The 14600-nt window shown below is 67.1% G+C and carries 12 protein-coding genes; 11 read left to right on the forward strand and 1 reads right to left on the reverse strand.

Features of this window, described 5'->3' with window-relative positions; translation table 11 throughout:
* Nucleotides 1-24: 24 nt before the first annotated feature.
* A complete protein-coding gene (locus D7316_RS21480; RefSeq protein ID WP_124710063.1) occupies nt 25-1131 on the reverse strand; it encodes an acyl-CoA dehydrogenase family protein in 1107 nt (368 codons plus the stop codon).
* A gap of 299 nt (nt 1132-1430) precedes the next feature.
* On the opposite strand from D7316_RS21480, the gene D7316_RS21485 reads away from it, so the two are divergent.
* The 11 genes from D7316_RS21485 to D7316_RS21535 are packed head-to-tail and all read left to right on the forward strand — an operon-like array spanning nt 1431 to nt 14586.
* Nucleotides 1431-3089, forward strand: a complete 1659-nt coding sequence (locus tag D7316_RS21485) for an ABC transporter substrate-binding protein (RefSeq protein ID WP_197718285.1) — start codon at nt 1431-1433, stop codon at nt 3087-3089.
* A 13-nt stretch (nt 3090-3102) separates the two neighbouring features.
* Nucleotides 3103-4161, forward strand: a complete 1059-nt coding sequence (locus D7316_RS21490) for an ABC transporter permease (protein WP_124710064.1) — start codon at nt 3103-3105, stop codon at nt 4159-4161.
* Nucleotides 4158-5069, forward strand: coding sequence for an ABC transporter permease (locus D7316_RS21495; RefSeq protein ID WP_124710065.1), 912 nt, complete (start codon nt 4158-4160; stop codon nt 5067-5069). The genes D7316_RS21490 and D7316_RS21495 overlap by 4 nt, the downstream gene beginning before the upstream one ends.
* A complete protein-coding gene (locus tag D7316_RS21500; RefSeq protein WP_124710066.1) occupies nt 5066-6706 on the forward strand; it encodes a dipeptide ABC transporter ATP-binding protein in 1641 nt (546 codons plus the stop codon). The genes D7316_RS21495 and D7316_RS21500 overlap by 4 nt, the downstream gene beginning before the upstream one ends.
* Nucleotides 6703-7977: an acyl-CoA dehydrogenase family protein gene (locus D7316_RS21505; protein WP_124710067.1), complete on the forward strand. Its 1275-nt coding sequence runs from the start codon at nt 6703-6705 to the stop codon at nt 7975-7977. Before D7316_RS21500 ends, D7316_RS21505 begins: the two co-directional genes overlap by 4 nt.
* A complete protein-coding gene (locus D7316_RS21510; RefSeq protein WP_124710068.1) occupies nt 7974-9212 on the forward strand; it encodes an LLM class flavin-dependent oxidoreductase in 1239 nt (412 codons plus the stop codon). The genes D7316_RS21505 and D7316_RS21510 overlap by 4 nt, the downstream gene beginning before the upstream one ends.
* A 12-nt stretch (nt 9213-9224) precedes the next feature.
* Nucleotides 9225-10142, forward strand: a complete 918-nt coding sequence (locus tag D7316_RS21515; protein WP_124710069.1) for an LLM class flavin-dependent oxidoreductase — start codon at nt 9225-9227, stop codon at nt 10140-10142.
* Nucleotides 10139-11380 carry an acyl-CoA dehydrogenase family protein gene (locus tag D7316_RS21520; protein WP_124710070.1) on the forward strand — a complete coding sequence of 414 codons (1242 nt, stop codon included), beginning with the start codon at nt 10139-10141 and terminating at the stop codon, nt 11378-11380. The genes D7316_RS21515 and D7316_RS21520 overlap by 4 nt, the downstream gene beginning before the upstream one ends.
* A gap of 36 nt (nt 11381-11416) precedes the next feature.
* A complete protein-coding gene (locus tag D7316_RS21525) occupies nt 11417-12445 on the forward strand; it encodes an aldo/keto reductase (protein WP_124710071.1) in 1029 nt (342 codons plus the stop codon).
* 31 nt (nt 12446-12476) lie between these two features.
* Nucleotides 12477-13508 carry an aldo/keto reductase gene (locus D7316_RS21530; RefSeq protein ID WP_124710072.1) on the forward strand — a complete coding sequence of 344 codons (1032 nt, stop codon included), beginning with the start codon at nt 12477-12479 and terminating at the stop codon, nt 13506-13508.
* A 1-nt stretch (nt 13509) separates the two neighbouring features.
* Nucleotides 13510-14586 (forward strand): LLM class flavin-dependent oxidoreductase, encoded by a 1077-nt coding sequence (locus D7316_RS21535; RefSeq protein WP_124710073.1) that lies wholly within the window; start codon nt 13510-13512, stop codon nt 14584-14586.
* Nucleotides 14587-14600: the final 14 nt, after the last annotated feature.

The raw sequence follows: 14600 nt of genomic DNA on the forward strand, positions 1-14600 counted from the left end.
CGATCGGGGTGTCGCCGTCGGTGCTCAACGGGCGAGGTTGGTGAGCTGGGCGTCGCGGACATCCGAGCTCTGTCCCTGGACGAGGAGGAAGAGCGCGGAGCGTGCGTGCAACTGTGCGGTGTCGGTGAGAGTGATGCCGCGCCCGGAGCGGGCCACGACGAGGGCCCGGGTGATGGTGGCCAAAGCCTCGCCGACCGCCACCTTGGTGGCCACCCGTTCGGTGATGCGATGCCGTTCGTCGCCGGCGGCCTTGGCCTCGTCGGCCAGTTCGTAGGCGTCGGCGCGAAGTTGGGCGACCCGCGGTCGCCAGGTCGCCGCGACCTGACGCGCGACGGGGTGACGTTCTTGTCCGAGCTCGGTGATCACCGTGTCGGCGAGGCCGAAGTACTGCGGTCGGGTATCCCCGGCAGTGGCGAGATCCTCTGTCCGCCAGTCGGTCAGGCTCTGCTGCGCGATCACATCGGCGTCCGGTACGAACACGTCGTCGAGGGTGACGCGCTCTGTGCGACTCCCGCTGACCGCGGCGAGCCCGAGATGGGTCGCGTGCGTCCGATCGCTCACGGGGAGCAGCGCGGTCACCACGGTCTGCGTGGAGCCGTCGACCGCCGCGACTGCGAGTGCGGAGTTGAGACCCCACCCACTGACCCACGAGATGGTGCCGGTGAATGTCCAGCCGCCCCGGCGGCGTGTCGCCGTGATGAACTGATCCGGGAAACGACGGACGTCGCTGATCGCAGCCCCGAGGACGACTCGGCCGTGCAGGACGTCTCGACCGAGGTCGGAGAGCGGGGTGCCACCCTTGTGCGCGAGGGCCAGCCGACCGACCATCGGCGCGTGCTGGGCCCACACGAGCCAGGTGTTGAAGCAACCACCGGCGATCAGTTCGTGCAGCCGCCGGTCACCGTCGCGTCCGATTGCGGCACCGCCGAACTCGGGCGGCGCGGCGTGATTCAACAGGTGCAACGAGGCGAATTCCGTGATGCGTTCCGGTGGGACGCCGTGCCGATCGGTGTGCAACGCGGCAGGCCGAAGGATGTGCTCTGCGAACTCCTTCACCCGGGCCACGTACGGGTCCTCGTCGGCGGCGGTCACCCGATCCGCTGCTGCCGTTGTGGTGACGCTGACAGTCAACTCCCTCGATGTCCTCTCGTGGCCCCCGGTTGTGAGACCCCGGTACGCGATCCCCGTGCGGCGCGATTCCCGTGTGCAATTCCCCTGCGAAAGCCTCTTGGCGAGAAACCTACTGGGGCGGAACGTGGTTGCTCTGCTTGTGCTCACCGTGAATCGAAAAGGTGACGTCGCGCGGCCGGCCTGATTGACTTCGACCAGTGTTTGCGAGACCGGTCGCTCGTCACCGACCCCGGTCCTGCGGGCTGCCCCGGCGGCCGGCGCAGTCTCCCGCAACTCCTCGACGCTTCGCAAGAATTTCGATGCCCAATGAGAAAGGACGAACCCTGGTGTTCGCCACGAGATTCCGACGTACCATGCTGTCTTCCGCCACGGTGGCCGTGATCGCCACCGCGTTGACGGCGTGCGGGGGTGGCGCCTCCGACCAGCCTGTCGGTGACCCGGTCTCCGGGGGCACGCTCACCTTCTACGATCCGGTCGAGTACAACGCCTGGAAACCGACCAACTCGATCTGGTCCAACAGTCAGGTCTCCAACAACCTGGCCGAACGGCTCATCTGGCAGGACCCGAAGACCGGCGAATATCGCCCGTGGCTGGCGGAGTCGTACCAGGTCAGCGACGACCACCTGGCGTACACCTTTAAGCTCAAACCGGGCGTCACCTTCAGTGACGGCACGCTACTGAATGCCGAGGTCGTCAAACTCAACTTCGACCAGCACGGTTTCGGGAACGAGAAGTTGGGCATCACGCAGGATCCGTTCTGGACAGACTACGCGGGAACCGATGTCGTCGACGACCAGACCGTGGTGGTCCGGCTGGCGAAGCCGAATGCAGGCTTCATCCAGATCCTGTCCAACTATCGCGCCAGCTCGATCCTCGGCAAGTCGCTGCTGGAAAAGGATCTCAACGGACAGAGCGACCTTCGGAACTGGGTGGGTACCGGCCCGTTCGTGGTCGAATCCGTCAACGGAACCACCGGAGTGACACTCAAGCGCCGGGACGACTACAACTGGGCACCCGACGGTTCCGCCCACACCGGGAAGGCCTACCTGGATCGCATCGTCTTCAAGACGGTGCCGGAGGCGGGCACCCGGGTGGGCGCGCTGCAGTCGGGGGAGGCGCAGATCGCCCGGAACATCGCGCCTTACGACGAGGAGACGGTGACCGCCGGCGGCGGCAAACTCCTGCCGATCTCGGTACAGGGCGAGACCAACGACCTGACCGTTCGGCTCGACAACCCGGCTTCACCGCTGCAGGACAAGCAGGTCCGGCTCGCGCTGCAGGCGGCGACCGATCGGGCGGCGATCAACGAGGCGGTCCTGTCGCCGAACTATCCGATCCCGACCAGTGCTCTCGTGAAGGGGACACCGCTGCGCGGCGACTCGAGCAAGTACCTGAATCATGATCTGGCGAAGGCGACGTCGCTTCTCGATGCGGCGGGATGGCGGCCCGGCGCCGACGGCATTCGGGTCGAAGACGGCAAGCGGCTGAGTATCCACCTCCGCGTCGCGCCCTATTATCAGGTCTCGCAATCCGTCCTGGAAGTGCTGCGATCCCAGTGGCGCGAAGCCGGGGTGGAGATCAAGATCACCAGTCCATCGCTGACCGAGTACGAGGCGCAAGAGCAGACAGCTGACGACTGGTTCCTCACCCAGGGCCAGACCTCCACCGCCGAACCGAGCGTGCTGCGCACCTCGTACGGCAGTGATCGTCAAGACGTGCTGGAGAAGTCGCCGGCCGACGCCCAACTCGACGCACTGCTCGCAGCCCAGTCCTACGAGTTCGACACGGCCAAGCGCAAGGCCGCGATCCAGGCAGTCGAGGACCGGATCTTCGGTGAGGCCTACTCGATCCCGCTCTACGACGAGACACAGGTGTTCGGCCTCGCGTCGAACGTCCAGGGGTTCACCACAGAATCCACCGGGCGGTCGTGGTTCTACGACACCTGGATCTCCGGATAGAGCGTTGGGAAAGATGCGCACCTACATCCTGAAGCGTTTCGGACAAGCGGCACTGGTCCTGTGGGCGGCCTACACCCTCTCGTTCCTCCTGCTGAGCGCCTTGCCCGGCGATGCGGTGACCAACCGGATCCAGAACCCGGAGGCGCAGATCTCGCCCGAGCAGGCCGAGGTGCTGTTGCAGTACTACGGTTTGGACCGACCGCTGTGGGAGCAGTATCTGACCGCCTTGGCCGGGCTCTTGCACGGTGATCTGGGGTACTCCCTCACCGACGGACGCGCGGTCACCGAGTTGATCGGTACTGCGCTGCCCAGCACCCTCGCGCTCACAGGTCTCGCCCTGGCATTCGGCGTGGTCTTCGCCCTGGTGATCGGGATCCTGGCGAACTATGCGCCGTGGAAAGGGTTGCGCGACTTCGTCGCATCGTGGCCCGCGCTTTTCGGATCGATTCCGACGTTTGTCGTCGGCATCCTCTTCCTGCAGTTCTTCTCGTTCGGACTGCACCTCATCCCAGCTTCTGACGACGGCTCGTTCGTCGCGTTGCTGGCACCCGCGATCACCCTCGGCCTCCTGATCGCCGCGCCGCTCGCCCAGGTGTTCCTCACCTCGATCCGCGACACCAGGGGGCAGCCGTTCATCCATGTTCTGCACGCCCGGGGCGCTGATGAGCGGTATGCGTTCCGGCGCGGAGTGCTGCGCAATTCGTCGATGCCGGTACTCACGCTGCTCGGGCTCTCGTGCGGAGAGCTGATCGCCGGTGCGGTGGTGACCGAAGCGGTGTTCGCCCGCCCGGGCATCGGGCAGCTCACCGTCGGGGCGGTCAGCACGCAGGACCTGCCGGTGCTGCAGGGCGTGGTGCTGGTCGCGACCGTCGCCTATGTCACGGTGAATCTCCTTGTCGATCTGGCCTATCCGGTGATCGACCCGCGGATTCTCCTCGACGGCTCGGTGCGCCGGATCGGTCGGCGGGTGCGTCGCCCGGCGGCGACCGGGACGGTCCGCGACCGTGAGCACGCAGCGATGCCCGACCTGCGTGTGGCACGTCGGATACCGGTCGAGGTGTCGATGCCATGACCATCGCCCTCGACAACGATGCCGTCCAGTCCTCGACTCCACCTGTTCAGACCGGCTCTGCCGGAACGACGACGGCCCGGAAGGCGGTGCGCTGGGCTGCGGGTCACTGGGTTCTCGCACTCTCGGTCGCGGTGTTCGGCCTCGCACTGCTCTGGGCGCTGGTGCCCGGACTGTTCACCGGGTACGACCCGATCGCCATCGACAACAGCCGCAAGCTCCTTCCGCCGTCGGCCGACCACTGGTTCGGTACCGATCTGCTGGGCCGAGACCTATACGCCCGCATCGTGTACGGTGCCCGGGCGTCGTTGCTCGGCGCGAGTCTCGCGGTCGCCGTGGCGGTTGTCGTCGGTTCGGCTCTGGGCGCCATCGCGGGCTGGTTCGGTGGGTTCGGCGACACGGTCGTGATGCGGCTGATCGATGTGCTCCTCTCCATTCCGGGTTTCCTGCTGGCGATCACCATCGTGGTGCTGTACACCGCGCGGACCGGGAACGCCGGCCTCGTCCCGGCCGCGATCGCCGTCGGGCTGACGTCGGCGGCCACCTTCGCGCGTCTGATCCGCGCCGAAGTCCTGCGCGTGCGGGCGAGCAACTACGTGGAAGCAGCGGTCACCAGCGGGGCGACGACCTGGAGCATCCTGCGTCGTCACGTGATCCCGAACTCGTTGGCACCGACGGTATCGCTGATAGCGGTGCAACTCGGAATCGCCATCATCTGGATCGCATCGTTGAGTTTCCTCGGACTGGGTGCCCAGCCGCCCGACCCGGAGTGGGGCCTGCTGGTCTCCGATGGCCGCAAATACATCGCGACCCGTGGATGGCTCACCCTGTTCCCGGCACTGACGATCGTCGCGGTGGTGCTCGCGACCAACAACATCTCCCGCCACCTCTCACGACGGAGCGCACGATGACCGTGACACCCGTTCTGTCCGTTCGGGACCTGAGCGTCGGCTACCGTGGTCGCGACGGAATCCGGCCGGTACTGCACGACGTCACCTTCGATGTCGCGCCGGGCCAGGTGCTCGCACTCGTCGGTGAATCCGGTTCCGGCAAGACCACGACCGGCCATGCCATCCTCGGACTGCTGCCCGCGAACGGCGAAGTGCTCGGCGGTGGGATCACCTTCCGCGGAGAAGAACTGACAGCACTCCCGGCCGAGCACTGGCACGATCTCCGCGGCCGATCGTTGAGCCTGATCCCGCAGGACCCCACCGTCTCGCTCGATCCGGTCCGGCGCGTCGGACACCAGGTCGAGGACGTACTGCGGTTGCACACCGACCTCGACGACGATGCCCGGCGTGAACGCGTGCTCGACCTGTTCGAACTCGTCGGCTTCACCGATGTGGAGCGACGCTATCGTCAGTATCCGCACGAACTCTCGGGCGGCATGCGTCAGCGCGTACTGATCGCCGCCGCAGTGGCCGGTGATCCGGACCTGATCATCGCCGACGAACCGACGTCCGGACTCGACGCCACTGTCCAGAAGCAGGTCCTCGACCTCATCGACGATCTCCGGGTTCGATCGTCGACGAGCATCGTGCTGGTCACCCACGACCTCGGGGTGGCTGCCGACCGATCCGACCTGATCGGAGTGATGCAGGACGGAAGGCTCGTCGAACTGGGGCCGACGGCGGAGGTCATCGCCACGCCGCGGCACGCCTACACACGGCGCCTACTCGAGAGTGTGCCGTCGGGGGTGCGGGTGCGTGAACGCCGGGAACCGGTGGAGTCCGGCGTAAGTCGCGATCCGGCCATCGAGGTCGCCGACCTGCGCAAGGTCTACCACGACGTGCCGGCGGTGGATGGCGTCTCGTTCCGCGTGGCGCGTGGCGAGACATTCTCGATCGTCGGCGAGTCGGGAAGCGGTAAGTCGACCACGGCGCGGGTGCTGACCGGCCTCACCACCGCCACATCGGGGCGGGTCTCGGTGCTGGGCACCGACGTCACCGACCTCGGGCGCCGAGCGTTCCGCCCCCTCCGTCGCGACGTGCAGATCGTCTATCAGAATCCGTACTCGTCGTTCGATCCTCGGTTCGATGTGTTCGACGTGGTGGAGGAACCGTTGCGGGCATTCGGCCCGAAGACGGTCCTGCCCGCCACCGGTCGCCGTCGACGACGTCAGAATCTCGACCGTGTGGTCGCCGCGCTGGAGGCAGCCGCCCTCCCCGCCGACTTCGCCGCGCGCCATCCCCGGGAGCTGTCCGGCGGTCAGCGTCAGCGGGTCGCCATCGCCCGGGCATTGATCCTCGAGCCGGAGGTGGTGGTCCTCGACGAGCCGATCTCGGCGCTCGACGTATCGGTGGCCGCGCAGATTCTCGAACTCCTGCAACGGCTTCAGGACGACCGTGGCCTCACCTACGTGTTCATCTCGCACGACCTCGCGGTGGTGTCGGCCATCTCCGATCGTGTCGCGGTCATGAGGCAGGGCCGGATCGTCGAACAGGGGCCGGTCGACCAGGTCTTCGCCGCGCCCACGGAGCAGTACACCGTCCAGTTGCTCGACGCCATCGCCGGACGTCGACTCACCACCCCTCGAGGAGCATCATGACGTCACCCCAACCCGCCACGCTGGACGAGGCGCTGGTGCGTATCCGAGCGGTGTTCGACGAACTCGCCAAGGGCGCCGCCGAACGCGATCTCGCGCACGAACACCCCTATGCCCTCGTCCGGGAACTCGCTGACGCAGGTTTCGGGCGGCTCCGGCTTCCGCGGGAGTACGGCGGATTCGACGTCGACCTCCCGACGCTGTTCGCACTGCTCGCCGAGGCGGGACAGGCCGATTCGAACATCCCGCAGATCTGGCGCGGACACTTCACCACCACCGAGATCCTGCGCCGGGAGCAGGACCCGGATGTGCGGCATCACTGGGCTACGGCCGTGGGCGAGGGTGCGGTGTTCGGGAACGCCCAGTCGGAGCCGTCGGCATTGGTCGCCGGAGTGGAGTCCGATACCGGCTGGGGCGTGATCACCACGCGTATCCGACGGGATGGTTCCGGCGCGCGGATGGTGTCCGGGACCAAGTTCTACTCCACCGGAGCACGATTCGCTGATCACATCCGCACCGCGGTGCTCGACGACGAGGCGCGCCGCGCGTTCGTTGTCGTCCCCGCACGGCATCCCGGAGTCGATCACGTCGACGACTGGGACGGCATAGGGCAGCGTCAGACCGGAAGTGGGACAACTATCCTCACCGACGTGCCGGTCGAGCCGCTCGGTGACATCGGCCGAGCGACCGAATCCCTGCGCGGTCTCGACTCGTTCGTGCAGATCGTGCATCTGGCGAATCTGGTCGGCATCGCCCGCAGCATCGTCGCCGAGACCGTCGACATCGTCCGCGGCCGGACCCGGACCAGTCGGCACGCCTTGACCCAGGACGCCACAGCGGACCCGGACGTGCTGGCCGTCGTCGGGAAGCTGTACAGCCGCAAAGTGACTGCCGAGACACTGCTGCAGCACGCCGCACAACGACTGGAGGCCGCGCATGAGGAAGACCGGGAGGAGGCGTTCTCGGACACCTACATCGAGACCTCGGCCGCGCAGGTGGCCGTGATCGAGGCGGTACTCGACGCCGCCACGATCGCCTTCGATGCCGGTGGTTCATCGACTGCTCGCAACAGGGTGCACCTCGACCGGCACTGGCGCAATGCCCGCACCCTCGCCTCGCACAATCCGGTGATCTACAAACCGCGGGTCGTCGGCGACTTCATCGTCAACGGGACCCGGCCCGTGTCCGGGTACTACGTCGGTAGGACGTCGGTCGACGTGGCCGCGACCGACCGTCCCGCTGCGAACGACGATCTCGAGAAAGTGACAGCATGACAGCCCGATTGCACCTGAATGTCAACATCCTCAACGCCGGGGTCTTCGGTGGGTCATGGCGCTTTCCCGGTACCGACCCGCTCGCGAGCTACGGGATCGAGCACTACACCTCGATCGCGAAGAAGGCGGAGCAGGCCAAACTCGACGCGGTGTTCCTCGCCGACGGACCGGTGCTCGATCCCAGTATCAGGCATCGGACCGGCAACAACCTCGAACCGACAACGGTGTTGGCGCGGGTGGCAGCACAGACGGAGCAGGTCGGACTGATCGCGACATTGTCGTCGTCCTACAACGATCCCGTTGAGATCGCCCGCCGTCTGGGGGATCTCGATCACATCAGCGGCGGCAGGTTCGGCTGGAATGTCGTGACCACCGCCGGCCCGATCGCCGCGCGCAACTTCGGGCGCGACGGCGAGCCCGATCACGGACTGCGTTACCGGCGGGCCGCGGGACTGGTCGAGAAAGTCGTCGCGGACTGGGCTGCACGCACCGAACTGGTCTCGCCGCAGGGCCGTCCGGTCGTCGTGCAGGCCGGTGGGTCGTCGGACGGCAAACGACTTGCCTCGCGTGTCGGTGAGGTGATCTTCTCCGCCGAGCAGGACATCGACAAGGCCCGTGACTTTCGCGACGAACTCCGCAGGGGTGCCGCGCAGTTCGGGCGTGACCCGGACGAGATCGTGGTGCTCCCGGGACTGTCGACCGTGCTGGGGAGCACGGAGGCCGAGGCCAGGGCCCGGCGAGAACTGCTCGACGACATCCTTCCGGACGCCTATGCGCGGCAGCGACTCGCCGGGCAACTGGGCTTCTCGCTGGACGGGCTCGACGACGATGAGCCGATTCCCGCACGGCTGCTCCGTGATCCGGACCTTGCCGGTGGGTCTCAGACGTTCTATCGCGTCGTGCGCGACATCATCAACCGTGAGCAGCCGACGCTTCGTCAGTTGCTGACGAAGCTCTCCGGCGGCGGCGGGCACCGCATCGTCGTGGGGACGCCCGAGCAGATCGCGAACGACATCGAGCGTTGGCACCGTCACGGAGCCGCCGACGGATTCAACGTCATGCCCGATGTGCTGCCGTCGGGATTCGACGACTTCGCCGATCATCTGGTCCCGGAACTGCAGCGACGCGGCCTGTTCCGCACAGAGTACGAGAGCGCGACGCTGCGCGGGCACCTCGGGCTCGGCCTACCGAGCACGCCAATCGTGGACGATCGTCCACTCGTCAGCGCAGGGTGAGGAGTCGAACGGATGAGCATTCTTGTGGAACTGGCGGTGGGCGAGTCGCCGGGTCAGATCTCGGTGGCGGATGCCGATGCCATCGCCGCGTTCGGTGGAGACGTCGGGGTCACGGGGTTGAGGTTGGTCGATCGGAACGCCGAGCGTCCCACCATCGATCCGTCGGTGGTCGGCTCGTTTCTGGCCGGCCGTCACGGCGACCTCGGCTATGTGATCGACGCCCCGACAACACACAACGCGCCGTACAACCTGGCCCGGCGGGTGCTGTCCTTCGACCGCGCCACCGCCGGCCGGGTCGGCGTGGTCCTGGTCCCCGGAAACGGCGACGAGGTCAGTGACGCGGCGATACCCGACGTCGAGGCGACCGACCCGGCAGAGCGATGGGCAGAGTACGCGGAGATCCTGACGCGCCTGTGGGAGTCCTTCCCGGCGGATGCGTTGGTGGGGGATCAGGTATCCGCGGTCGTCGCCGAAGCGGATCTGATCCGTCCCATCGACTTCGACGGCCGGTTCTATCGGGTGGCGGGCCCATTGGATGGACCATCGTCGGCCCAGGGACGTCCGGTGCTGATCGCCGCCGATCCCGCGACTGTGGGCTGGTCGCGGGTAGTGGCGAGCGCGGACGCGGTCATCGTCGACAGGGAGCTGATCGCCACCGCGGACGCGGAGCTGTCGGGCGCTCTCGACGCCGTCGGGAGGAGTCGGGGTGCGGTCGCACTGCTGGCCCGGATCGACGGTCGCGAGAACGCATCCGTGGTGCGTCGCTGGGCATCCGACCTTGGCGTGGACGGCTTTGTTCTCGCAGTGGACGGAGGAGCCGAGGAGATTCTGGACGTCGTCCGAGATCTCGCCCCGCAGCTCGCCGGGGTAGCCGGCGGCACGCTGCGGGCCGGCCTTGGTGTGCCGGTTCCCTCGGTGGTGCCCGCATGACCGCCATCGATACCGCCGCACCCACCTCGGCGACGGAGCCGGCGGGCACGACCGATGGCCCACAGCTGACCGTCGACGGTATCCGGACCGCCATCGCACCGGCCCTGTCGCGGATCGGGGCAACGGCCCGAACTCGCGAGGACACGCGCGACTATGCGCACGACGAGGTCCGCGAACTGGCCGACCACGGCATCGGGCTGACCGGCATAGCACGTGACGAAGGTGGTGCCGGGGGTACGGTCCGGGATGTCGTCGAACTGGTCATCGAGATCGCCCGCGCGGATTCCAATGTGGCGCAGGCACTCCGACCGACGTTCCTGGTTGCGAACCAGATCGCGGCCCGCGACGACGTTCCCCTGCGCGCCGTCAACCTCCGTCGCTTGCGTGACCGGGCACTGTTCGCCGGGACGGGCAACGAACGCAACGGCGGCGCCAGCGGCAGTGTCTCCACCTCGGCACGGCGAGACGGTGCGGGCTATATCATCAACGGGCGCAAATATTATTCGACCGGCGGCCTATACGCGTCGTACTTCTCCGCGCAGGCCGTCACCGATGACGGCACACTCGTCCGTTTCACGATCCCGGCCGACCGGGACGGCGTCCGCAGACTCGACGACTTCGACGCGGTCGGCCAGCGTCTCACCCAGAGCGGTTCCACCGAGTTGGTCGACGTGCGGGTGGCCGATCACGAGACCGTGATCGCCGACGAGGTCCGGCCGGACAATCCGTGGCTCGGGTCGTTCGCCCAGCTCTATCTCGCCGCCGTGCAGGCGGGCATCGCCGCGCGTGCCCTCGACGATGCCGTCTGGTTCGCCCGGGAGAAGGGCCGCCCCATCAAGCACAGCTCGGCATCGACCAGTGTCGGCGACCCGTATGTGCGTGAGACGGTCGGCGAGATCGCTGCCCGCGCTCAGACGGCGGCAGCCGTGGTGCGTTACGCGGCCGAGGAGTTGCACGATCAACGGGGACTGCGGGGCGACGACGCGCGGCGGGCGGGTGCGGCGGCCGCGGTGACGGTTGCGCAAGCCGGTGTCGTCGCGATCGAATCCGCGCTGACCTCCGCCGAACTGCTCTTCGACGTGGGGGGCGGCTCCATCACCAATCGCGATCTCGGATTCGACCGGCACTGGCGCAACGCCCGCACCGCGGCGAATCACAATCCCCGCCAATGGAAGGCGGCGGTGGCCGGGGCCTATCACCTCTCCGGCGAGGAACCGCCCACCACGGGCCTGTTCTGAGAAACGTCGCCGCATGAACTTCGACGAAAGGACACCATGACCATCGAGGTCGAACGAGTACTCGGTCGTACGGGTGTGCCGGTCACACCTTTGACCCTGGGCACCATGAACTTCGGACGCTGGCAGGAGGAACCTGAGAGCCTCCGGATCATCGGGGCGGCCCTCGACGCCGGCGTGAACACCATCGACACCGCGGACGTCTACGCGCAAGGGGTGTCCGAGGAGATCGTCGGGAAGGCGATCCGGGATCGCCGCGACGACGTGTTCCTGGCCACCAAGTTCCATGGTCAGATCGGCACCGATCCGCGCCACGCCGGCAACTCGCGCCGCTGGATCACACAGGCGATCGAGGACAGTCTGCGCCGACTCGGCACCGACCACCTCGACCTGTATCAGGCGCATCGTCCGGACCCGCGGACCAGTCTGCTGGAGACCCTGCAGACCCTCAACGATCTGATCCGAGAGGGCAAGATCCGTTACTACGGGACGTCGGCGTTCCCGGCGCACCTCCAGGTGGAAGCTCATTGGCTCGCCGAGAAGTACGGACTGATCGCACCCCACACCGAACAGCTGCCGTACTCCTTGCTGGTGCGTGGCGCCGAGCGCGAGGTGTTCCCGGTGGTGCAGAAGTACGGAGTCGGCGTCCTCTCCTACGGTCCCTTGGCCGCGGGATGGTTGTCCGGCAAGTACCGTGTCGGGGAGCATCAGCCGGAATCGGCACGGGCCGAACTGATCCCGGGACGATTCGACATCACCGCGGAACGCAACCAGCGCAAACTCGCCGCGGCGGACGCGCTCGGTCGCCTCGCGGAGGACAACGGACTGACTCTGGTCGAACTGTCGATCGGGTTCGCGCTCAATCACCCGGCGATCAGCAGTGTGATCATCGGTCCGCGCACGCAGGCTCACCTCGAGGCCTATCTGAAAGCCGCGACGATCCAGCTCTCCGACGACATCCTGGACCGGATCGACGACATCGTCGACCCCGGCACCCAGTTCCACGACCGCGACACCGGACGCGACACCCCGTCACTGCAGCCGTCTGCGTTGCGTCGTGCACGCTGATCACCCGAAACGACGAAAGGCACTCCAGCACATGTCCTACGGCACCTTCGAGACCACCTACGCCGCCGACGACGAACGCTACGACCGGATCCCGTACCGGCGCACCGGGAGATCCGGGCTCGACCTCCCCGCGTTCTCGTTCGGTCTGTGGCAGAAGTTCGGCACAGACTATGCGTTCGAGACGCAGCGCGAGATCATCCTGCATGCCTTCGACCTCGGGATCACCCACTTCGACAACGCCGATCGCTACGGCCCGCCACATCGCGCGGCTCAGCAGAACTTCGGCAAGGTGCTCGCCAAGGACCTGGCGTCCTACCGTGACGAGATCATCCTGTCGACCAAGGCGGGCAACGCGATCGGACCCAGCCCATACCTCAAGGGTGGCTCCCGTAAGTCGTTGCTGACCTCACTCGATCACAGTCTGCGCGACTTCGGAACCGATCACGTCGACATCTTCTACAGCCACAGCCCCGACCTGTCGACTCCTCTCGAGGAGACCGTCGGTGCGCTGGTGTCCGCTGTCGAGCAGGGCAAGGCCCTCTACGTCGGCGTCTCCAACTATCTGCCGGACCGCGCGCACGAGGCGGCCGTGCTGCTCGCCGACGCCGGGGTCCCGTTGCTCATCCATCAGCCGCGGTACTCGATCTTCGATCGACGCATCGAGCAGAACGGTCTGCTCGAGCTCGCGGACCGGGACGGGTTCGGACTGATCGTGTATTCGCCGCTTGCGCAAGGGCTTCTGACGGACAAGTATCTGGAGACGATCCCGGACGGTGCCCGCGCGGTCAACAGCACGTTCCTCAAGCCGGACGCCATCACCGACACCTACCGCCAGCGTGCCGCCGAGCTGAACAAGCTGGCCGAGGCCCGCGGTCAGTCGCTGGCCCAGTTGGCTCTGCAATGGGTGCTGCGGAATCCGACAGTGACGTCGGCGCTCGTCGGCGCGAGCTCGACCTGGCAGCTCGATCACAACGTGAAAGCACTCGACTTCCCGCCGTTCACCGACGAGGAACTCGCCCTCATCGACGAACACGGAGTACACGGGACAGGGCTGAACCTCTGACATGACCAGCGTCGCAACATCGCCGATCGGAGCGGGCGTCGAGGACGGGCGCCCGTTCCGACTCAACTTCCTGCTCCACCTCGATCGGGATCTGCCACCGGCGGATGCCTACCGGGAGGCGGTCGAACTGTTCGGGGCCGCCGAAGCGCTCGGCTACGATTCCGGCTGGGTGATCCACCGTCACTTCCGGCAGGGGAACGAGCATGTGGCGGCGCCGTTGGTGTTGCTGGCCGCGATCGCCCAGCACACCAGGCGCATTCGACTGGGGACGGGTGTTTTCGTCCTGCCACTGGAGGATCCCGTGGCGGTGGCGGAGGATGCTGCGACGCTGGACGTGATCAGCGGTGGCCGACTGGAACTGGGCGTCGGGTCCGGTCCCTTTCCGAGTGCGTGGGCCGCGTTCGGAAAGGATCTCGCCGACCGCCATCGGCTCTTCGACGCTTCCGTCGACCGGCTGCACGCGGTGCTCGAGGGCACGCCGCTGAACAGAGTGGGCGAGGTGCTGCATCCGCCCGGCGACGAACTGCGGGGCCGACTGTGGCAGGCGATCACCAGCGATCCCGCCCACAGCCGGGCTGCGGCCGAACGGGCGGCTGGGGCGGGTGACGGACTGCAGCTGTCGCGCGCCACCGCGTGGCAGGGCGGTACCGTCGGCGATTCGCAGGCGCGGCAGGCATCATCGATCGCCGCCTATCGGGCGGCCTGGAATCACTCGGAGCAAGCACCGCGAGTACAGGTGTCGCGCGCGGTGTATCCACATGCCGACCGCGCCGAGGCGATCCGCCTGGTGACTCCCGGTGTCCGGCGCTGGCAGAGCTGGAGCACACATGGCGACCCGAGGCAGACCGATACGGTCGAGGACTACTTGGCCGCCGACCGGGCACTGATCGGGCCGAGCGCCGACCTCGCCGACCAGCTCTCGGACGATCCGGCGTTGCGCGACGTCACCGATCTGCTGATCAGCTTCGTGCCAGGCGTACCCGATCATGACGAGCACCTCCGCCTGCTCGAGGCCGGCGCCCGCGAGTTGGCACCGCTGCTGGGCTGGCGGCCCGCGAACACACCCCTTGGTTCCTGATCAGATTGTGAGTT

This window comes from Gordonia insulae (assembly GCF_003855095.1).
Taxonomy (GTDB): Bacteria; Actinomycetota; Actinomycetes; order Mycobacteriales; family Mycobacteriaceae; genus Gordonia; species Gordonia insulae.

Bases quoted from the DNA above. Each gene is read 5' to 3' on its own strand.
- D7316_RS21485 (WP_197718285.1), top strand. From the start codon at position 1,431: ATGCCCAATGAGAAAGGACGAACCCTGGTGTTCGCCACGAGATTCCGA.
- D7316_RS21490 (WP_124710064.1), top strand. From the start codon at position 3,103: ATGCGCACCTACATCCTGAAGCGTTTCGGACAAGCGGCACTGGTCCTG.
- D7316_RS21495 (WP_124710065.1), top strand. From the start codon at position 4,158: ATGACCATCGCCCTCGACAACGATGCCGTCCAGTCCTCGACTCCACCT.
- D7316_RS21500 (WP_124710066.1), top strand. From the start codon at position 5,066: ATGACCGTGACACCCGTTCTGTCCGTTCGGGACCTGAGCGTCGGCTAC.
- D7316_RS21505 (WP_124710067.1), top strand. From the start codon at position 6,703: ATGACGTCACCCCAACCCGCCACGCTGGACGAGGCGCTGGTGCGTATC.
- D7316_RS21510 (WP_124710068.1), top strand. From the start codon at position 7,974: ATGACAGCCCGATTGCACCTGAATGTCAACATCCTCAACGCCGGGGTC.
- D7316_RS21515 (WP_124710069.1), top strand. From the start codon at position 9,225: ATGAGCATTCTTGTGGAACTGGCGGTGGGCGAGTCGCCGGGTCAGATC.
- D7316_RS21520 (WP_124710070.1), top strand. From the start codon at position 10,139: ATGACCGCCATCGATACCGCCGCACCCACCTCGGCGACGGAGCCGGCG.
- D7316_RS21525 (WP_124710071.1), top strand. From the start codon at position 11,417: ATGACCATCGAGGTCGAACGAGTACTCGGTCGTACGGGTGTGCCGGTC.
- D7316_RS21530 (WP_124710072.1), top strand. From the start codon at position 12,477: ATGTCCTACGGCACCTTCGAGACCACCTACGCCGCCGACGACGAACGC.
- D7316_RS21535 (WP_124710073.1), top strand. From the start codon at position 13,510: ATGACCAGCGTCGCAACATCGCCGATCGGAGCGGGCGTCGAGGACGGG.